Consider the following 18021-nt stretch of genomic DNA (forward strand, 5'->3'; position numbering starts at 1 on the left):
AGGGTATGAGCGAGGCCGAGGTCAACGACTACTGCCTGATCGACACGACCAGGCCCCCCAAGGCGGACGGGCCGCCGTACGCGGAATGCGTGCTGTGCCGGGAACCGACGGAGTACCCCGAGTCGTACAAGGGGATCACGCTCTGCCCGGTCTGCGAATGGCAGGAGGCCCAGCGCACCGCGTGCTCAGGATGATCTGCGGGACGCGAGCGCGCAGGCCCCCGCGCACGCCACCGCCGCGAGCAGCGCCGCCGCGCCCAGGGACGCCAGCGGCAGCGGGACGGTGCCCGAGCGCGAGCCGGTGACCAGGCCGTGCACGGCCGCCTGCGCCGGGGAGCCCGTCACCACCACGGCGAGCAGCGCGGCCAGCAGCAGGGCCGGCACGGCCCGGCCGGGCGAGCGGAGCACCGGGCGGCTGGTGAGCGCGCCGACGGCGGTGCCGATCAGGGCGCAGGCCAGCGCGGCGGCCAGACCCGCCGCGCCCGCCGCAGGCCGCGGCACCCCGGTCCGCCCGTCCGTGCTCACCGGTTCGCTGATCAGCGTGACGACCAGCGTCGTGACGGCGCCGAGCCCCGCCGCGGCGCCGCCTCCCACCAGCAGGCAGGCGAGGTGCGCCCGCGCGGGCCCGGCCGCGGCGGCCGCACAGGCGCGGGCGGCGGGCGGTTCGCCCTCGGCGCAGATCCGGGTCAGCCAGGCGGCGACGGGCAGCAGGGCGGCGGCCGCGTAGCCGAGCGAGTCCAGCACCGGCTGCCCGCTGCGCACCCCGACGGCCAGGAAGGCGGCGTAGAGGATGAACGGCGGCAGCCAGCGCTGTGCGCGCACGAGCAGGGCGGCCTGGTAGCGGAGCAGCGCGGTCATCGGGGGCCCTCGGGGTCGACGGAGGTGCGGACGGCGACGACGTGCCAGGGCGGGGTCGCGGTCAGCAGGTCGCGGAGCACGGCGTCCGAGTGGCTGTCGGCGACGATGAGCCGGTGCCGGCCGGGGGCGGTCCGCGCGGCCGAGACGGCGATCCGCAGCACTTCGGCGGGCAGCGGCCCGCCCGGCGGCCCCTGCACCTCGACGACCGCCCGGGGGCCGGCCGGCCCGTCCTCCTCCTCGGTACGGCGGCGCAGCGTGCCCTCGCGGACCGTGTACACGGCGTCGGGTGCCCCGGCCAGGCGGCGCGGGTCGTGGTCGACGAAGACGACGGCGCCCCCGGCGGCGGTGCGCTCGGCGACGGCCCGGTCCAGTTCCGCGCGGGCGGCCGTGTCCAGTCCGGTCCACGCCTCGTCGAGCACCAGCAGCTCCGGCTCGGCGAGCAGGGCCTGGGCGACGGCCACCTTCTGGCTGCCGCCCTTGGAGAGCCGCCGCATCGGCGTATCGGCGTGATCGGTGGCGCCGAAGCGTTCCAGCCAGGCGTCGGCGGCGCGGGCGGCGGCGCCGCGGCCGAGGCCGTGCACCGCGCCGAGGTGCCGCAGGTACCCGGCGGAGGTGAACGGCAGGGCCGCCGGGAAGCGTTCGGGAACGTAGGCCGTTCGGGGGCGGCCGGTGACGCGGCCCTCGGAGGGCGTGTCCAGGCCCGCGAGGAGACGCAGGAGGGTGGACTTCCCGCTGCCGTTGGCGCCCTGGACGCGGACGAGGGCCGCGGGCGGGACGGTCAGGTCGACGCCGCGCAGCACCCAGGGTCCGCGCAGCCCGTAGCGGCGGCCGACGCCCTCCAGCCGTAGTGCACGCCGCATGCGGCCCCTCTCCCCGGATCTTCCGCCTGGCAGACTGAAGGACGTGACGCATCCTTCCTCCGTTCCCGGCGACAGTCCCTTCCGTCCCGTCCGCTCGGCCCGTGACGAGGCGCCGCAGTTCGTGCTCCCGCTGGTCGTGCGCATCGAGCGGGCCGAGCCACCGGCGCGCACCGACGCGCTGGAGACGGCGGCCAAGGCCGTGCTCGTGATGCTGTGCGACGAGCGGTCGCTGGGGGACGGCGAGTGGGCGCAGGCCGTACGGGACTGGCAGGACGCCCGGATCCGCAAGGTCGTGCGGCGGGCCCGCGGCGCGGAATGGCGGCGGGCGGAGACCCTGCCCGGGATCACGGTCACCGGGAAGTCTGCGGAGGTGCGGGTGTTCCCGCCGGTGCCGTTGGACGGCTGGCCGAAGGAACTGGCCAAGCTCCAGGTGTCCGGCACCGACCTCGACGATCCGGAGCGGCCGGCCGCGGCCGACCGGGGCACGCCGGTGCTGTGGATGAGTCCGGAGGTGGAGATGTCGGCCGGCAAGGCCATGGCCCAGGCCGGCCACGGCGCCCAACTGGCCTGGTGGGCGCTGCCGGACGAGGAGCGCGCGGCATGGCGTGACGCCGGTTTCCCGCTCGCCGTGCGCACCGCGGACCCGGCCCGCTGGCGCGAGCTGACGGTGAGCGGTCTGCCGGTGGTGCGGGACGCCGGCTTCACGGAGATCGCGCCGGGCTCCTGCACGGTGGTCGCGGAGCATCCGGCGCTGCGCTAGCCCTGTCGCGGGGCAGGCGGAAGGCGACGGGCGGCGCCTGCCGGCCGACGGGTCCACTGGGCTGGGCGGAGTCGCCTAGGGGCCGCGGTGCCTGGTGCGTGGGTGCCTGGTGGGTGCCTGGTGCGTGGGTGCCTGGCGCGGCGGTGCCTGGTGCGTGCGATCACAAGGCGCCGGAGCGCCCCTCCGGGCGCAACCACGTGGGCGGTCGGCCACGCGGCGGACGCGCGTGGCAGGCGTCGCGGGACAGGCGCGAATCGCCAGGCGGCCTCTCTCAGTCGGCGGGTGTCCGCGGGCTCGGCGGGGTCTCCGAGGACGGCCGCGGGCGCGCCGTCGTCCGGTGGGGACGTGGCCGGCGCGCCTGCCGACAGCCTGTCAGGGCCCCTGGGGGCCGCGGATTCCGTGCGGTCAGAAGCGTCCGCCGGTCAGCCGCGTGATCGGCCCGTGCCCGCGGCGCTCGGAGACCCGGCCCGCCGCGAAGGACAGGGTGGCGAGGGCCGTCACGCCCGTCGCGGCACCGGCCGCTATCAGCTTGCGGGCCTTGATGACCGTCCACGCCGTGGTGGCGACGGTGGCCACCTGACCCGCGGTCGACACCACGGTGTCCTTGGTGCTCGCGAGCGCGGTGCCCGCGGCCGCCATCGCCCGCGTGCCGCCGGCGGACGCCGAACGGGCGGCCCGTGCGGCGGTGGTGCCCGTCGACGTGGCCTTGTCACCGGTCTTGGACGCGGCCGCCTTCGCCGTACGGGCGGCCTGCGCGGTCTTGCCTTCTCGCTCTTGTGTGTTCGCCATGGAGAGCGCGTTACCGATTCCGCTCCGGACAAACGCAATACGTCCACGGGCCCTTGGGCCACCGCCGCCGCGTTGCGCGCAGCCTCCGCGCTGCGTTCGACGGCATCGCGCGGGTAGACGCAGCGAAGAGGAGGCAAACCGCTTCTCACCGCACAGCGACCATGGAGGTGTCATGCCCGGCATCATCAACCGGATCAAGCAGTACAGCCGCACCCCTCAGGGCCGGCGGGCCATCGCGTCGGCGCGGCGGGCGGCCTCGGACCCCCGTACCCGGGCGCAGGCCCGCACCCTGCTCGGCCGGCTGCGCCGCCGCTGACCGCCGCCCGTGCCGGCAGGTGTCCGCCGCTCCGGTTCCACGGGGCGGCGGACCGGTGTCCGGCGGACGCATATCCCGTCCGGCGCCGGGCATCCGGGCCTTCCCCGGCGCCGAACACCGCCGGGCGGGTCCACGGCTGAGGGACAGACACGACTGAGGGACAGAAGGGCGGCGGTCATGGCGACCGGGACATCCGTGACGCGAGGCAAGGGGGCCGCGAGGGCACGCCGCGCGGCGAACGGTTCCGTCGTCGGCGCCGGGGCCCGCTGGGGCCTGGTGGCCCGCGGCACGATCTATCTGCTGATAGGGCTGCTGGCGTTGCGTATCGCCCTCGGCGGCGGCGCCCGGGAGGCGGACAGCAGCGGAGCCGTCCAGGAGCTGGCGCGGCAGCCGTTCGGTGAGGCGCTGGTGTGGGCGATCGGGATCGGCCTGATCGGGATGGCCCTGTGGCGGTTGTCCGAAGCCGTGTTCGGAGCGGCGGGCCCGGACGGCCGCAAGACGTCCAAGCGCGCCCTGAACGCCGGGCGCTGTGTCTTCTACGGCTTCGTGGCGTCCTCCGTGCTGTCGTTCGTGACCTCCTCCAAGAACAGCGAGGGAAGCGACGCGACCTCACGGGACCTCACCGCCCGTGCCCTCGAACTCCCGCTGGGCCGCTGGCTGGTGGGCATCGCGGGTCTCGTCGTCCTGGGGGTCGGCGTGGGGATCGGGGTGCGCGCGGCCCGGCGCACCTTCCACAAGCACCTCAAGAAGGCGGACATGTCCCGCCGGGTCCGGCGTGTGGTGGACGTCCTCGGCATCACGGGTGGTGTGGCCCGCGGGCTGGTCTACTCGGCGGCGGGTGTCTTCGTGGTGATCGCCGCGGTGGACTACGACCCGGAACGGGCCAAGGGGCTGGACGGCACGCTGCGTGCTCTCGCCGACGCCCCGGCCGGGCCCTGGCTGCTGTCCCTGGTGGCGCTCGGTCTGGCGGTCTTCGGTCTGTTCTCCGTCGCGCTCGCCCGCTACCGCAGGGTCTGAGCGCACGGCGCCGGGCACCTCGGGTCCTCCGCGTCCTTTGTCTGCCACGTCCTCCGCGCCGGGCGGGGGCGGAACCTCAAATGTTGCTCTGAAGGCGCCGTCCGCAGGGTTCGGGCTCCGGGAGCGGGGCCATACCCCCCTCACGCCGTATGGAGGACGTGGAGGTGGGGGCCATGCAGCGACTGGGAACGGGAATCGGGTGGCGGCCGGAGATCGCGGACGCCGTGGAGGCGATGCCCGGCATCGACTGGGTCGAGGTCGTCGCCGAGAACATCTGCCCCGGCCATCTGCCGGACTCGCTGCTGCGGCTGCGCGAGCGCGGGGTGACCGTGGTGCCGCACGGTGTCGCCCTCGGGCTCGGCGGCGCCGACCGGCCGGACCCGGACCGGCTCCGGATGCTCGCCGAGCGGGCCGAGGCGCTGGGTTCGCCGCTGGTCACCGAGCACATCGCGTTCGTCCGGGCGGGCGGGGCGCTGACCGCGTCGCCGGGGCTGGAGGCGGGGCATCTGCTGCCCGTGCCGCGCACCCGGGACGCGCTGGACGTGCTGTGCGAGAACGTGCGGATCGCGCAGGACGCGCTGCCGGTGCCGCTCGCGGTGGAGAACATCGCCGCGCTGTTCTCCTGGCCGGGCGAGGAGCTGACGGAGGGGCAGTTCCTGTACGAGCTGGCCGACCGCACGGGTGTCCGGCTGCTGATCGACGTGGCCAACCTCCACACCAACCACGTGAACCGCGGCGAGGACCCGGCGAAGGCGCTCGCCGAACTCCCGGTGGAGGCGCTGGCGTACGTCCATGTCGCGGGCGGCTTCGAGCGCGACGGCGTCTGGCACGACAGCCACGCCCACCCCGTGCCGCGGCCGGTCCTCGACATCCTGACCGACCTCGCGGCGCGGGTGGCACCGCCCGGGGTGCTGCTGGAGCGGGACGAGAACTTCCCCGAGCCGGCCGAGCTGGAAGGGGAGCTGGCGGCCATCCGGGAGGCGCTGCGGGAGGGCCGGGGGCAAGCCAGGCTCACGGCGGCGCCCCGGACCGACGCCGCCACCGGCCGGGAGGGGACGCCGGCGGTGGGTGTCGCCGCCCCGGAGACGGTGACCGCGGCCGCCGTCCCGGAGCCCGTCCGCGCCCGTCTCGCCCTCGCCCAGACCGCCCTGCTCTCCGCGCTCGTCGCGGGGACACCGGCGCCGGAGGGGTTCGACCGGGTGCGGCTCGGGGTGCAGGCGCGGGCGCTGGCCGGGAAGCGGGCGGGGATCGTGGCGAAGGTGGCGCCGGAGCTGCCGGAGCTGCTGGGTGACGCGTACCGCAGGGAGTTCCAGGCCTACGCGCACGGGCGTCCGATGGCCGGTGGCTACCGGCGCGACGCCCTGGACTTCGCCGAGCACCTGCTGCGTTCCGACGGCCTGGAGGCCCGGGTGCGGCGGGAGGTGCGGGCCTGGTGGCGGGATCGTTCGGGTCCGGCGCCGCGCGCGGGCCGTCCGGCGGTACGGCTGGCCCGCGCCACCCGCCGGGTGCTGCTGCGCCGCTGACGCCGTACGGGGCGGCCGGCCGCCGGGCGGGACAAGAAGCGGAATGTCACATACCCACAACGCTCCGTCCGGATACTGAACAAGGCATGGTGCTCAGCGGGGCGTTGGCATAGAAACACCGCATGTTCTGGGTCCTCCTCCTGCTGCCGGCCTGGGCGGTCGCCGGCACGGCCTGCGCCCGGCTGTGCCTGGCCGCCGTACGCACGGCGGACGCCGGCCGGAACCCGGCCGGGACGCGCGATCTGACGCTCCACGAAGCCGCGTTCCTGTCCGGCGGCCCCGTCCGGGTCGCCGATCTCACCATGGTCTCGATGGCCCGTCAGCGCCGGCTGCTGCTCGCGCACACCGGCTGGGCCACCGTCGTGGACCCGCGCGGACGCGACGAGATGGAGCGCTCGGTGATAGGGGCCATCGGACCTCGGGGCCAGTCCCCCATCGCGCCCGTCCGGGCCGCCGCGGCCGACGCCGAAGCGGTGCTCGGCCTCGCCGACCGGCTGGTCCGCGCGGGTCTGGCGGTACCGGCCGGAGCCCGTACGACGGTGGCGGCGGGGGTCCAGCGGGTGCGGCTCGCCGCGCTGGCCGTGGCGGTGCTGGGCGCCACGGCGCTGCTGATGCCCGGCGAGCCGGGTCTCCCACGCCACCTGATCGCCTTCTGGTTCGCGCTGCCCCTCGCCCTGAGCCTGAGCTGCCTGGCGCTGGCCCGGATCGAGGCGCACCCGTACTCCCGTTGGGCCTCACCGGCCGGGCAGCGGCTGCTGGGCACGCTGACGCGGCGCTCCGGCGCGGCCGGCGCCAGCGGCGGCGGCAGCGACCAGGACGACGACCACGACGACGACGAGCGGGCCTACCTCATCTCGGTCGCCGTGCGCGGGATACACGCGGTCGGCGAGCCGGACCTGCGGGCGGCGTTCGCCCGGCAGGGATCGTCCTGGCGCGACTGACCACGGCCGACCGGGACGACCTCGGCCGGACCGACCGGCGGTGACCGGCATGTCCGGCGTGTCCGGCGGCGTCCAGCCGTGGGAAACCCTTCGGCGGGCCCTTTCGGGGGGCGCGCGGAAGCGTGGGGGCCGACACCGGGCGGGTGGTGCTTGCCTTCACCGAGAGCCGAACGAAACATCCCTTTTGTCGCTGCCGCGCACCGAAAGGGAGTACGCGATGAGAGCCGCCACCCTCTACACGGCCGCCGGGTCCCTGCTGCTGACCACCCTCGCCGCCGCCCCCGCCGGCGGCGCGCCGGCGGCCCCGGTGGCCCCCGAGGTGCGCGGCACCGCCGTTGCCGTCGCGCGGGCCGCGGCCGAAGGCATCGACTTCGGCCGGTGCGCGGACGACCAGGACCCCTCCGGCGCCATGGAGTGCGGCACCCTGCGCGTCCCGCTCGACTACGCGCGGCCCGACGGCCGGCGGATCGAACTCGCCGTCAGCCGCGTGCGAGCCACCCGGCGCGACCCGCTCAACAGCAAGCACAAGGTGCCCCGGCAGGGCGCGCTGGTCTACAACCCGGGCGGCCCCGGCGCCTCCGGCTTCCACTTCCCGCTGGCCGGCCGGCTCCCCGAGTGGAAGCGGATCGCCGCCGCCTACGACCTCGTCGGCTACGCGCCGCGCGGCGTCGGCCCCTCCGCCCCGCTGTCCTGCCAGGACCCCCAGCGCTTCTTCAAGGGGCCCACCCAGTCACCCACCCACCCCTCCGAGTCCTACAAGCGGGAACGCATCGCGCAGGCGAAGGCGTACGCGCTCGGCTGCGACCGGCGTTCCGGCAGCGCGCTCCGGCACTACCACTCCCTCAACAACGCACGGGACCTGGACGCGCTGCGCGCGGCGCTGGGCGAGGACAGGCTGACGTTCATGGGGTCGTCGTACGGCACCTACTTCGGGGCGCTGTACGCCACGCTGTTCCCCTCGCACGTCCGGCGGATGGTGTTCGACTCGGCGGTGAACCCGGACCCTGCGCAGATCTGGTACCGCAACAACCTGGCCCAGTCGGCCGCGTTCGAGGGACGCTGGGCGGATCTGAAGGAGTGGATCGCCGAGCACCACGAGGTGTACGGGCTGGGCGACAGCCCCGAGGCGGTGCAGCGCAGCTACGACACGGCGCGGGCGCGGCTCGCCGCCGAGCCGGCGGGCGGCGTGGTGGGGCCGGGGCAGTTGCAGAACCTGTTCCTCCAGGCCGGGTACTACGACGACTACTGGCCGCAGCGGGCGGGGGCGCTGTCGGCGTACCTGAAGGGCGAGCCGCGGCCGCTGGTCGACCTGGCCAGGCCGCCCACCGAGGCGGCGGCCGAGGCGGAGAACGCGAGCGCGGTCTACACGGCCGTGGAGTGCAACGACGCGCCCTGGCCGACGGACTGGGCGGTGTGGGACCGGGACAACACCCGGCTCGCACGGGTGGCGCCGTTCGAGACCTGGGACAACGTGTGGATGAACCTGCCCTGCGCGTACTGGCCCGCGCCGCGGCAGCGGCCGGTGGACGTCCGCACCGGGCCCGGTGAGCTGCCGCCGACGCTGATCCTGGCCGCCGAGCGGGACGCCGCGGCGCCCTACGAGGGGGCGCTGGAACTGCGGCGGCGGCTGTCCGGCTCGGTGCTGGTGACGGAGCGGGACGCGGGGACGCACGGCATGGCCGGCGGGGCGAACGCCTGCGTCAACGGGCATGTCGACGCGTATCTGCTGGAGGGCCGGCTGCCGGGGCGGCGGGCGGCGTGCGCGGGGCACGCCGAACCGAAGCCCTCGGCCGCCGGGTGACGGCACGGCCCCGCGCCCGGGACGGGCGGGGCGGGCGGGACGGGCGGGGCCCGCGTCGGCCCCGCCCGTGGGCCCTAGGGGGCGTCTCGCCGATCATGCCGGGCTCCCGCCTGATCGACGAGACACCCCCTAGGCCAGTCCGGCCACCAGGTCGGCCACGTCCTTGCGGCGGCCGGTGAAGAACGGGACCTCCTCGCGGACGTGCAGCCGGGCCTCCGAGGCCCGCAGGTGACGCATGAGGTCGACGATGCGGTACAGCTCGTCGGCCTCGAAGGCGAGCAGCCACTCGTAGTCGCCGAGCGAGAAGGAGGCGACCGTGTTGGCGCGCACGTCCGGGTAGCCGCGGGCCATCTTGCCGTGGTCGGCGAGCATCCGGCGGCGGTCCTCCTCCGGCAGCAGGTACCAGTCGTAGGAGCGCACGAACGGGTAGACGCTGACGTAGTCACGCGGCGTCTCGTCGGCGAGGAACGCCGGGATGTGCGAGCGGTTGAACTCGGCGGGGCGGTGCAGCGCCATGTTCGACCACACCGGCGTCAGGGCGCGGCCCAGCCGGGTGCGGCGGAACAGGTTGTACGCCTCCTGGAGCTGGTCGCTGGTCTCGGCGTGCCACCAGATCATGAGGTCGGCGTCGGCGCGCAGACCCGAGAGGTCGTAGGTGCCACGGATCGTCACGTCCTTGGCGGCGAGCTGGTCGAAGAGCTCCTGGACCTCCTCGGCGTAGCCCGCGCGGTCCTCGGGGAGCACGTCCTTCAGCTTGAACACGGACCACAGGGTGTAGCGGATGACCTCGTTGAGGTCCTTGGCCAGCTTGCCCTTGTTCGGAATCCGGCCGGTGGTGGTGGCGTCGTCACTCATGCCCTCATTCTCCCGCTCCGCCGTGCAGACTCTGCACCGGGTGGGCGGTGAGCTCCTGCACACCGCCGAGGTCTCCGCCCAGCTGGTCCACGGCGGCGTACGCGCTCGCGATGCACGCCGGGACGCCGACCCCGTCGTAGACCGCGCCGCACACGGCCAGTCCGGTGAGCTTGCCGAGGTGGTCGCGGATGCGGGCCACGCGCGCGTGGTGGCCGACCGGGTACTGCGGCAGGCCGCCGTCCCAGCGGGTGACGCGGGTGGCGACCGGGGCGGCTTCGAGGCCGGTGGCCGCCGCGAGGTCCTGGCGGGAGACGGCGACGAGACCGGCGTCGTCGCGCTCCAGGACCGCCGTCTCGCCGTACCGCCCGACGGAGGTGCGCAGCACGACCGTCTCCGGGTCCTCCTCGGCGATCCAGCCCCACTTCTGCGAGGCGAACGTGGAGGCCTTGATGGTCCGCCCGTCGACCGGCGGCACCAGGAAGCCGCTGCCTTCGGGCAGCCGGACGTCGGCGCGCCGGTAGGCGAGGGTGATCAGCGCCATCGACGCGTACTCCACGGCGGTCAGTTCGGCCGCGGCGGCCGGGGCCTCGGCGCGCAGCAGTCCGGCGGCGGCGGGCGCGGGGACGGCGACGACCACGGCGCCGGCGTCCAGCACGCGGTCGCCGGCGGTGATCCGCCAGCCGCCGTCGGCCGTCCGGCGCAGCGCGGTCACCGGCGTCCGGGTCAGGATCTCGCCGCCGCGGGCGCGCACCGCGTCGGCCACCGCGAGCGGCAGGGTGCCGATGCCGCCGTCGAGGCCCATGAACACCGGGCCGGTCTGCGGCCGGGCGGCGGCCCGGGCCTGGATGCCGCGGACCGCCTCGGTGAGCGAGTCGTGGGTGCGGGCGGCCTCGAAGAGCTGGGGGACCGCCGAGCGCAGGGAGATGCGGTAGGCGTCACCCGCGTACACCCCGCCGAGCAGGGGTTCGACGAGGCGGTCGACGACCTCGCGGCCCAGCCGCGCGGCGACGAACTCGCCGACCGCCACGTCGTCCCCGATCTCGGTGCGGGGCAGTTCGGCGTCCCGTTCGATGCGGCGCAGGCCCTCCTCGGAGAGCACGCCGGACAGCGCGTCGGCGGTGCCGGGGACGCCCATGACGTGGCCCTTGGGCATCGGGCGCAGGGCGCCGCGCGTCCACAGCGCGGCCGTGGTGGTGGCGGGCGGCTGGAGGCGGTCGGCGAGGCCCACCTCGCGGGCGAGGCCCACCGCCTCGGGGCGGCGCGCCAGCAGGGACTCGGCGCCGAGGTCGACCCGCACCCCCGCGATCTCGCCGGGCAGCAGCTTGCCGCCGACCCGGTCGGACGCCTCCAGCACGGTCACCCGCGCCCCTCGTTCCAGCAGCCGGTGGGCGGCGGCCAGGCCGGCGATCCCGGCTCCGACGACGACGACCCGCCCGGTGTCCCTGCGTACTCCGCTCATGTCCTCCACCTTCTCAGACGGCACCGACAGCGCCGCCGAGGGCCCGTGGCCCGGCCGAGTCCCGACCGTGACCGCTTCGGAACCGCCGCGGCCAAACGTCCCGCCCCGCGCGGGCGTCGAAGGGACGTCAGTCCCATCGACCCTCGGGGGGGTACGCCCATGCGCGCACGACGGCCCGCACGACGACTCGCACGGCCACTCGCACGACGACCAGCAGGACGACCCGCGGAACGTCCCGCTGAACGAACCGCGGAACGAGCCGTGGGACGGCCCGGCCGGCTGTTCGCCGGCCTGGTGCTGGCCGCCGCGCTGGCGACCGCCGGATGCAGCGGTGCGGGCGACTCCTCCTCGTCCGGCGGGGACGGGGCCCAGGCCGCCGCGCCGGGATACGCGGAGGGCCCCGCCGGCACCGGCTCCCAGTCCGCGCGGGACAAGGCCCCGCCGAAGCCGGCCGCGAGCCACGTCATCCGCACCGCCTCGCTCACCGTGCAGGTGCGGGACGTGCCCAAGGCCCTCGACGAGGCCCGCGCGGTCGCCGAGGACGCGGGCGGCTTCGTCGGCCAGGAGACCACCCGCCGGGACGACGACGGCGACGAGCGCACCCGGCTGGTGCTGCGGGTGCCGGTCGACCGGTACGAGGAGGTGCTGGCCGACCTGGAGGGCGCGGGCAGACTGCTCGACCGCACCGCGAAGGCGCAGGACGTCACCGAGCAGGTCGTCGACGTGGAGAGCCGCATCCGGTCGCAGCGGGCGAGTGTGGAGCGGATCCGGGAGCTGATGGACGAGGCCGCCGAGCTCAGCGACGTGGTGACGCTGGAGGGTGAGCTGAGCCGCCGCCAGGCCGACCTGGAGTCGCTGCTCGCCCAGCAGACCTCCCTGAAGGACCGCACGAGCCTGGCGACCATCACCCTGTCCCTGTCCGAGAAGCCGGCGCCGAAGGCCGCCGAGGACGACGACCCCGGCGTCGTCGACGCGCTCCAGGGCGGCTGGGACGCGTTCACCGCGATGGTGCGCTGGATCGTCGTGGCGCTCGCCGCGGTGCTCCCGTTCGCCGCGCTGGCGGCCCTGCTCCTCCTGGCGTGGCTGCGGCTCATCCGGCCCCGGACGGCGCGGCGGAGCGGGACGCCGCGGGCCGAACCGGGCGGCGAACGCGACTGAAGTGCGGGGCACCCGTAGCGTGTTCGCATGAGCATGAGCCGTACGAGGGGTGGCCGGCAGCGTCTGGTGGTGATCGGGGGCGACGCCGCGGGGATGTCCGCGGCGTCGCAGGCCCGCCGTCTCCGGGGCCCCGACGAGCTGGAGATCGTGGCGTTCGAGCGGGGACACTTCACGTCGTACTCGGCGTGCGGCATCCCCTACTGGGTGGGCGGCGACGTCCCCGAGCGGGACCGGCTGATCGCGCGCACCCCCGAGGAGCACCGCGCCCGCGGCATCGACCTGCGGCTGCGTACCGAGGTCACCGAGATCGACGTGGACGGCCGGCGGGTCCGCGCGCGGGACGTCGATACCGGCGCCGAGTCCTGGACGCCGTACGACGATCTCGTGATCGCCACCGGGGCGCGGCCGATCCGCCCGGAGATGCCCGGCGCGGACGCGCCCGGCGTGCACGGTGTGCAGACCCTCGACGACGGCCAGGCCCTGATCGACACCCTCGACCGCGCCGGCGGCCGGCGCGCGGTCGTCGTCGGAGCGGGTTACATCGGCGTCGAGATGGCCGAGGCGCTGATCAAGCGGGACTACGACGTCACGGTCGTCAACCGGGGCAGCGAACCGATGTCCACGCTCGACCCGGACATGGGCCGGCTGGTGCACGAGGCCATGGCGGGCCTCGGCATCACCATGGTGAACGACACCGAGGTGACCGGGCTGCCCACCGGGGACGACGGCCGGGTCCGCGCGGTGGCCACGAAGGACGCCGAGTACCCGGCGGACGTGGTGGTGCTCGGCATCGGCGTCCGCCCGGAGACCGCCCTCGCCCGCGCCGCGGGCCTCCCGCTCGGCGACCACGGCGGCCTGCTCACCGATCTGGCGATGCGGGTCCGCGGCCACGAGAACATCTGGGCGGGCGGGGACTGCGTGGAGGTGCTGGACCTGGTCTCCGGCCGCGAGCGGCACATCGCGCTGGGCACCCACGCCAACAAGCACGGCCAGGTCATCGGCACCAATGTCGGCGGCGGCTACGCCACGTTCCCGGGTGTCGTCGGCACCGCCGTCAGCAAGGTGTGCGACCTGGAGATCGCCCGCACCGGGCTGCGCGAGAAGGACGCGCGGCGGGCGGGCCTGCGGTACGAGACGGTCACCGTCGAGTCCACCAGCCGCGCGGGCTACTACCCCGGCGCCGCCGCCATGACCGTGAAGATGCTCGCCGAACGCCTCACCGGCCGGCTGCTGGGCGTCCAGATCGTCGGCCGGGAGGGCGCGGGCAAGCGGGTGGACATCGCGGCGGTGGCGCTGACCGCCGGGCTGACCGTGCAGCAGGTGGCCCAGCTCGACCTGGGGTACGCGCCGCCGTTCTCACCGGTGTGGGACCCGGTGCAGGTCGCCGCGCGCAAGGCCGCGCTGGCTGTGCGGGGGATGCCATAGGGGTACCGGTGCGTCGCCGGGTGCGGGTGCGTGGTGACTGATCGCGCGGTTCCCCGCGCCCCTCGAGGCAGGGACACGGGTCCGGCGTAAAGGGGCGCGGGGAACCGCGCGAGCGACCCCCCTACCCGCCCGCACCCCGCAGCGCGCCTACGCCGACCCGGTCAGCCTCGGCACCGCGGAGACCGCCGCCGGCTGCTCCTGCCGCGCGTGCGCCGCGGGCGTCCGCGAGGACCGCAGGCGATGGCTCACCGCCTCGTCCAGCGTCACCGGCCGCTGCATCTGCGCCGCCAGCCGCCCGGCCTCCTGACCGAGGCGGGCCACGTCCTCCCAGGGCAGCCGGACCACGAGGGCGAGTTCCGCCTCGCCGTCGGGCAGGGCGTGCATCGGTGGGGTCACACGGTCGCTCATCGCCTGTTCCTCACGTCGTCGTGGCTCGGACGGTCACCGTCGCCGGGTCATACGCACGCGCGGACGGCGGCGTTCACCGGTTCGCCGCACGGAACGCGGGCAGAAGTCCTGTGTGGTCATCCCCGTCCATGACGTGAACCCCGTGCGCCGCACCCCGTGGGTGACGTACGCGCTGATCGCCGCCAACGTGCTGGCGTTCCTGTTCACACCCGGCCTCGCCGGTTCCACGGCCGGTGAGAGCGGTCTCGCCCAGCTGTGCCATCTCCAGGCGTTCCTCGACCAGTACGCGGCCGTGCCGCAGGAGTTGATCCACCATCAGACGCCGGGGCTGGTGCCCACCGGCGACACCGCGGTGGGCCCGCACGGTCCGGGCTGTGTCCTCGGCCCGCCGGACTACGACAAGTCGGCGGAACTGAGCGTGCTGAGCGCGCTGTTCCTGCACGGCGGCTGGCTGCACCTGCTCGGCAACATGCTGTTCCTGCTGATCTTCGGCAACAACATCGAGGACCGCATGGGCCATGTGCGCTTCGCGCTCTTCTACGCCGTCTGCGGCTACGCGGCGACGTACGGCTTCGCGCTGCTCAACGACGACTCCGCCGAACCCCTGATCGGGGCCTCCGGGGCGATCGCCGGAGTGCTCGGCGCCTATCTGGTGCTGTATCCGAAGGCCAGGGTCTGGGTCCTGGTGCCGTTCCTGGTCTTCCTGCCGCTGCGGCTGCCGGCCTGGCTGGTGCTGGGCGTGTGGTTCGTGCTCCAGGCGGTGTACTCCTCCGGCGAGGGCGTCGTCACCGACGCCGGCACGGTGGCGTACGCGGCGCACATCGTCGGCTTCCTCGCCGGGATGCTGCTCGCCTGGCCCCTGCGGCCGGGCACCCCGCCGCCTCCGGAGCCGCGCGGCCTGCTCTTCGGCAGGCGGGCACGGCCCCGGCACACATGGTGAGCGGCTGACGGGCCTTACCGCGCGGTGCGCGTGTGGACGTAGTCGACCAGGCGGGTCAGCGCGTCCGGGTCGGTGGACGGCATGACGCCGTGGCCGAGGTTGAAGACGTGGCCCTCCAGGGAGGTCGCCGCGTCCAGCACCTCGCGGGTCTTGGCCTCCACCGCGGACTGCGGGGCGAACAGGACCGTCGGGTCGAGGTTGCCCTGGAGCGCCTTGCCGGGGCCGACCCGGCGGGCGGCCTCGTCGAGCGGGACGCGCCAGTCGACGCCGACCACGTCCGCGCCGGCCTCGCCCATCAGACCGAGCAGCTCGCCGGTGCCGACGCCGAAGTGGATGCGCGGGACGCCGTACTCCGCGACGGCCTGGAAGACCTTCGCCGAGGCGGGCAGGACGGAGCGCCGGTAGTCGACGGGGGCGAGGGCGCCGGCCCAGGAGTCGAAGAGCTGGACGGCGCTGGCGCCCGCCTCGATCTGCACCTTGAGGAAGGCGGCGGTGATGTCCGCGAGGCGGTCGAGGAGGTCGGCCCACAGCTCCGGGTCGCCGTACATCATCGCCTTGGCGTTCTCGTACGTGCGCGAGGGGCCGCCCTCGACGAGGTAGCTCGCCAGGGTGAAGGGGGCGCCGGCGAAGCCGATGAGCGGGGTGCCGCCCAGCTCGGCGGTGAGCAGGCCGATGGCCTCGGTGACGTAGGAGACGTCCTCGGGGGTCAGGTCGCGCAGCCGGTCGAGGTCGGCGCGGGTGCGCACGGGCTGCTCGACGACCGGGCCGACGCCGGGCTTGATGTCGAGGTCGATGCCGACGGCCTTGAGCGGGACGACGATGTCGCTGAAGAAGATCGCCGCGTCCACGTTGTGCCGGCGCACCGGCTGGAGCGTGATCTCGGTGACCAGCTCGGGCCGCATGCAGGACTCCAGCATGGGGATGCCCTCACGGACCTTGCGGTACTCGGGCAGCGAGCGGCCGGCCTGCCGCATGAACCACACGGGAGTGTGCGGCACGGGCTCGCGCCTGCACGCCTTCAGGAAGGCGCTGTCGTACGTCGCTGTCGGCTGCTTGCCCGTGGGGCTTCCGTTGGCACTCACAGGGCAAGTTTCGCATGCCGCCGAGCGCCGCCGGCCCGCCCTGCGCTTGAGCACGAGGCGGGGTGTCTACCCTGCGCTCGGCGTCCGTTCCGCTTAATCTGCACCGCATGGCTGCGGCTCAGGGACGACTGTCGGACGGCGCTGGCGGAATGGACGACCCGAAGGAGAAGGATCTGCATACGGGCGAGACGGTTCCGCCGGACTTCCGGGCCGCGGTCGAGGCGCTGCGGTCGGCGCGGCTGCGCCCGCAGATCGAGGTCGAGCCGACCCGCGCCCCGCAGCGGCTCGCGCCGTACGCGTACGCCCTGGAGGCCGCGGTCGTCGACGGCGACCAGGATCTGGCGGACGGCCGGCTGGTGCTGCTGCACGATCCGGCCGGGCACGACGCCTGGCAGGGCACGTTCCGGCTGGTGACGCTGGTGCGCGCGGAGCTGGAGCCGGAGATGGCGGCGGATCCGCTGCTGCCGGAGGTGTGCTGGTCCTGGCTGACCGGCGCGCTCCAGGCGCGCGGGCTGGGGTACGGCGAGCCGAGCGGCACCGTCACCCGCGCCAGTTCCCACTACTTCGGCGGGCTGTCCGCGCGCCCGTCGGCCTCGCAGATCGAGATCCGCGCCTCATGGAGCCCGCGGGAGGGGCTGGGCGGGGTGCCGGACACGGCGGCGCATCTGGCGTCCTGGTGCGATCTGCTGGCCCAGGTGGCGGGGCTGCCGCCGGCCGGTCCGGGGGACGCGTCGGTGGTGACGCTGCCGCAGCGGCGCGGTCCGCAGTCGCGCTGACGGTCCCCCTCGCCTCACCCCCCGCCTCACCGCTCACCTCATCCTTCGCCTCGCCGTCCGCCCGCCTTTCCCCAGCCCTCCCCTTGTCACTCTCCCTGGGTGTCTCTTTGACCGTCCCATGACCGTCACTTTGTCGATACGGCCACTTTCAATCAGGACCAGCTCCTCGAACGAACCGATTCGTTCACCGAACGATCGACCGCGTGTCCGAATTGCACCGATTGCTACTCACTAGATCGTGATCATTCTCTAAAGGACATCGGGTTTGCTGCCGAAGACGTCTGTGACCTTCAAAGCCGTCCCGCACCCAGGAGGCCTGGTGTCCGTTCTCCTTGAGCAGCCCGCAAGCCTGGTCGCCTACCGCCCGAACAAGCCCACTGCCATGGTCGTCGTCGCCGATCCGCGCGTCCGCTCCACCGTCACCCGCCATCTGTGGGCGCTCGGTGTGCGCGACGTGATCGAGGCGTCGTCCATCGCCGAGGCTCGTCCCCGCATCGGCAACCCCCGCGACATCTGTGTCGCCGACGTCCACCTCCCCGACGGCTCCGGCCTGACCCTGCTGTCGGAGACCCGTGCCGCGGGCTGGCCCAACGGGCTCGCCCTGTCCGCCGCCGACGACATCGGCGCCGTCCGCAACGCCCTCGCCGGCGGAGTGAAGGGCTACGTCGTCACCGGTACCCGCACCAACGTCGGGCTCCCCACCCGGCCCGGTGCCGCCCCCATCGGCGCGGCCGCCGCCCGCCTCCACCGCCGCCCCCCGGGTGCCCCGAGCCACCCGGGCGGCTACCGCGAGCTGTCCGGCCGCGAGGTGGAGGTACTGCGACTGGTCGCCGAAGGGCAGTCCAACAAGGCGATCGGCGTCTCGATGGGCCTGTCCGCGCTGACCGTCAAGAGCCACCTGGCCCGCATCGCGCGCAAGCTCGGCACGGGCGACCGCGCCGGCATGGTCGCGGTGGCCCTGCGGACCGGCATCATCCACTGACGCCGGTCCCCTCCCCCGCACCCGAACCCGAGCCGCCGATCCCTGCCCCGACTCCGCCCCTCTCCCCCCACT

At 74.8% G+C, this 18021-nt stretch carries 18 protein-coding genes and 1 pseudogene; 12 read left to right on the forward strand and 7 right to left on the reverse strand.

Translation table 11 applies throughout. The annotated features are described in order from the left end of the window. Nucleotides 1-5: 5 nt before the first annotated feature. Nucleotides 6-194: a hypothetical protein gene (locus ABT232_RS28835; RefSeq protein ID WP_351845115.1), complete on the forward strand. Its 189-nt coding sequence runs from the start codon at nucleotides 6-8 to the stop codon at nucleotides 192-194. Here the strand turns inward: ABT232_RS28835 and ABT232_RS28840 are convergent. Next, entirely contained in the window at nucleotides 186-857 is a 672-nt protein-coding gene (locus ABT232_RS28840; protein ID WP_351845117.1) for an ABC transporter, read from the reverse strand. The genes ABT232_RS28835 and ABT232_RS28840 overlap by 9 nt on opposite strands. Further along, nucleotides 854-1717: an ABC transporter ATP-binding protein gene (locus ABT232_RS28845; RefSeq protein ID WP_351845119.1), complete on the reverse strand. Its 864-nt coding sequence runs from the start codon at nucleotides 1715-1717 to the stop codon at nucleotides 854-856. Before ABT232_RS28845 ends, ABT232_RS28840 begins: the two co-directional genes overlap by 4 nt. On the opposite strand from ABT232_RS28845, the gene ABT232_RS28850 reads away from it, so the two are divergent. Further along, the gene (locus ABT232_RS28850) at nucleotides 1716-2477 is read left to right on the forward strand and encodes a peptidyl-tRNA hydrolase (protein WP_450871761.1); all 762 of its coding nucleotides are present in this window, start codon (nucleotides 1716-1718) and stop codon (nucleotides 2475-2477) included. The two genes, ABT232_RS28845 and ABT232_RS28850, sit on opposite strands and share 2 nt — an antisense overlap. 405 nt (nucleotides 2478-2882) lie before the next feature. On the opposite strand, the gene ABT232_RS28855 is transcribed toward ABT232_RS28850, so the two are convergent. Then, entirely contained in the window at nucleotides 2883-3266 is a 384-nt protein-coding gene (locus ABT232_RS28855) for a hypothetical protein (RefSeq protein ID WP_351845123.1), read from the reverse strand. 172 nt (nucleotides 3267-3438) lie between these two features. Between ABT232_RS28855 and ABT232_RS28860 the strand changes: the two genes are divergently transcribed. The 5 genes from ABT232_RS28860 to ABT232_RS28880 all read left to right on the forward strand — a co-directional run bounded on the left by ABT232_RS28860 (nucleotide 3439) and on the right by ABT232_RS28880 (nucleotide 8864). Continuing rightward, a complete protein-coding gene (locus ABT232_RS28860; RefSeq protein ID WP_198948424.1) occupies nucleotides 3439-3582 on the forward strand; it encodes a hypothetical protein in 144 nt (47 codons plus the stop codon). A gap of 177 nt (nucleotides 3583-3759) precedes the next feature. Beyond that, nucleotides 3760-4599: a DUF1206 domain-containing protein gene (locus tag ABT232_RS28865; protein ID WP_351845125.1), complete on the forward strand. Its 840-nt coding sequence runs from the start codon at nucleotides 3760-3762 to the stop codon at nucleotides 4597-4599. Nucleotides 4600-4772: 173 nt separating this feature from the next. After that, entirely contained in the window at nucleotides 4773-6122 is a 1350-nt protein-coding gene (locus ABT232_RS28870; RefSeq protein WP_351845127.1) for an MbnB/TglH/ChrH family RiPP precursor modification enzyme, read from the forward strand. Between the two features lie 122 nt (nucleotides 6123-6244). After that, a complete protein-coding gene (locus ABT232_RS28875; RefSeq protein WP_351845129.1) occupies nucleotides 6245-7063 on the forward strand; it encodes a TIGR04222 domain-containing membrane protein in 819 nt (272 codons plus the stop codon). 217 nt (nucleotides 7064-7280) lie between these two features. Continuing rightward, nucleotides 7281-8864 (forward strand): alpha/beta hydrolase, encoded by a 1584-nt coding sequence (locus ABT232_RS28880; protein WP_351845131.1) that lies wholly within the window; start codon nucleotides 7281-7283, stop codon nucleotides 8862-8864. A 129-nt stretch (nucleotides 8865-8993) separates the two neighbouring features. Here ABT232_RS28880 and hemQ read toward each other — a convergent pair whose 3' ends face one another. Further along, complete coding sequence (hemQ, locus tag ABT232_RS28885; protein WP_351845132.1) at nucleotides 8994-9719, reverse strand: hydrogen peroxide-dependent heme synthase; 726 nt, start codon at nucleotides 9717-9719, stop codon at nucleotides 8994-8996. A 4-nt stretch (nucleotides 9720-9723) separates the two neighbouring features. After that, the gene (gene hemG / locus ABT232_RS28890; protein ID WP_351845134.1) at nucleotides 9724-11178 is read right to left on the reverse strand and encodes a protoporphyrinogen oxidase; all 1455 of its coding nucleotides are present in this window, start codon (nucleotides 11176-11178) and stop codon (nucleotides 9724-9726) included. Nucleotides 11179-11439: 261 nt separating this feature from the next. On the opposite strand from hemG, the gene ABT232_RS28895 reads away from it, so the two are divergent. Together ABT232_RS28895 and ABT232_RS28900 are read left to right on the forward strand one after the other, a co-directional pair. Beyond that, nucleotides 11440-12336, forward strand: coding sequence for a DUF4349 domain-containing protein (locus ABT232_RS28895; RefSeq protein WP_351845136.1), 897 nt, complete (start codon nucleotides 11440-11442; stop codon nucleotides 12334-12336). A 27-nt stretch (nucleotides 12337-12363) separates the two neighbouring features. After that, nucleotides 12364-13761 (forward strand): FAD-dependent oxidoreductase, encoded by a 1398-nt coding sequence (locus ABT232_RS28900; RefSeq protein ID WP_351845138.1) that lies wholly within the window; start codon nucleotides 12364-12366, stop codon nucleotides 13759-13761. Nucleotides 13762-13911: 150 nt separating this feature from the next. On the opposite strand, the pseudogene ABT232_RS28905 reads toward ABT232_RS28900, so the two are convergent. Continuing rightward, nucleotides 13912-14169 (reverse strand): annotated as a pseudogene (locus ABT232_RS28905) (hypothetical protein); the annotation flags it as partial. Nucleotides 14170-14281: 112 nt separating this feature from the next. Between ABT232_RS28905 and ABT232_RS28910 the strand changes: the two are divergent. Beyond that, nucleotides 14282-15109: a rhomboid family intramembrane serine protease gene (locus ABT232_RS28910; protein WP_351845142.1), complete on the forward strand. Its 828-nt coding sequence runs from the start codon at nucleotides 14282-14284 to the stop codon at nucleotides 15107-15109. A 14-nt stretch (nucleotides 15110-15123) separates the two neighbouring features. On the opposite strand, the gene hemE is transcribed toward ABT232_RS28910, so the two are convergent. Next, complete coding sequence (hemE, locus tag ABT232_RS28915) at nucleotides 15124-16191, reverse strand: uroporphyrinogen decarboxylase (RefSeq protein ID WP_351845144.1); 1068 nt, start codon at nucleotides 16189-16191, stop codon at nucleotides 15124-15126. A 107-nt stretch (nucleotides 16192-16298) separates the two neighbouring features. Here hemE and ABT232_RS28920 point away from each other — a divergent pair, with 107 nt between their 5' ends. Next, nucleotides 16299-16967 (forward strand): DUF3000 domain-containing protein, encoded by a 669-nt coding sequence (locus tag ABT232_RS28920; RefSeq protein ID WP_351845146.1) that lies wholly within the window; start codon nucleotides 16299-16301, stop codon nucleotides 16965-16967. 319 nt (nucleotides 16968-17286) lie between these two features. After that, nucleotides 17287-17949 carry a response regulator transcription factor gene (locus ABT232_RS28925; protein WP_003993737.1) on the forward strand — a complete coding sequence of 221 codons (663 nt, stop codon included), beginning with the start codon at nucleotides 17287-17289 and terminating at the stop codon, nucleotides 17947-17949. Nucleotides 17950-18021: the final 72 nt, after the last annotated feature.

The sequence above is a fragment of the Streptomyces sp. NPDC001532 genome (assembly GCF_040298625.1).
Classification (GTDB): domain Bacteria; phylum Actinomycetota; class Actinomycetes; order Streptomycetales; family Streptomycetaceae; genus Streptomyces.

Excerpts from the sequence above, each read along its gene's own strand:
- ABT232_RS28835 (WP_351845115.1), top strand. The coding sequence starts at position 6 with ATGAGCGAGGCCGAGGTCAACGACTACTGCCTGATCGACACGACCAGG.
- ABT232_RS28840 (WP_351845117.1), bottom strand. The coding sequence starts at position 857 with ATGACCGCGCTGCTCCGCTACCAGGCCGCCCTGCTCGTGCGCGCACAG.
- ABT232_RS28850 (WP_450871761.1), top strand. The coding sequence starts at position 1,716 with ATGCGGCCCCTCTCCCCGGATCTTCCGCCTGGCAGACTGAAGGACGTG.
- ABT232_RS28845 (WP_351845119.1), bottom strand. The coding sequence starts at position 1,717 with ATGCGGCGTGCACTACGGCTGGAGGGCGTCGGCCGCCGCTACGGGCTG.
- ABT232_RS28855 (WP_351845123.1), bottom strand. The coding sequence starts at position 3,266 with ATGGCGAACACACAAGAGCGAGAAGGCAAGACCGCGCAGGCCGCCCGT.
- ABT232_RS28860 (WP_198948424.1), top strand. The coding sequence starts at position 3,439 with ATGCCCGGCATCATCAACCGGATCAAGCAGTACAGCCGCACCCCTCAG.
- ABT232_RS28865 (WP_351845125.1), top strand. The coding sequence starts at position 3,760 with ATGGCGACCGGGACATCCGTGACGCGAGGCAAGGGGGCCGCGAGGGCA.
- ABT232_RS28870 (WP_351845127.1), top strand. The coding sequence starts at position 4,773 with ATGCAGCGACTGGGAACGGGAATCGGGTGGCGGCCGGAGATCGCGGAC.
- ABT232_RS28875 (WP_351845129.1), top strand. The coding sequence starts at position 6,245 with ATGTTCTGGGTCCTCCTCCTGCTGCCGGCCTGGGCGGTCGCCGGCACG.
- ABT232_RS28880 (WP_351845131.1), top strand. The coding sequence starts at position 7,281 with ATGAGAGCCGCCACCCTCTACACGGCCGCCGGGTCCCTGCTGCTGACC.
- hemQ (WP_351845132.1), bottom strand. The coding sequence starts at position 9,719 with ATGAGTGACGACGCCACCACCACCGGCCGGATTCCGAACAAGGGCAAG.
- hemG (WP_351845134.1), bottom strand. The coding sequence starts at position 11,178 with ATGAGCGGAGTACGCAGGGACACCGGGCGGGTCGTCGTCGTCGGAGCC.
- ABT232_RS28900 (WP_351845138.1), top strand. The coding sequence starts at position 12,364 with ATGAGCATGAGCCGTACGAGGGGTGGCCGGCAGCGTCTGGTGGTGATC.
- ABT232_RS28920 (WP_351845146.1), top strand. The coding sequence starts at position 16,299 with ATGGCTGCGGCTCAGGGACGACTGTCGGACGGCGCTGGCGGAATGGAC.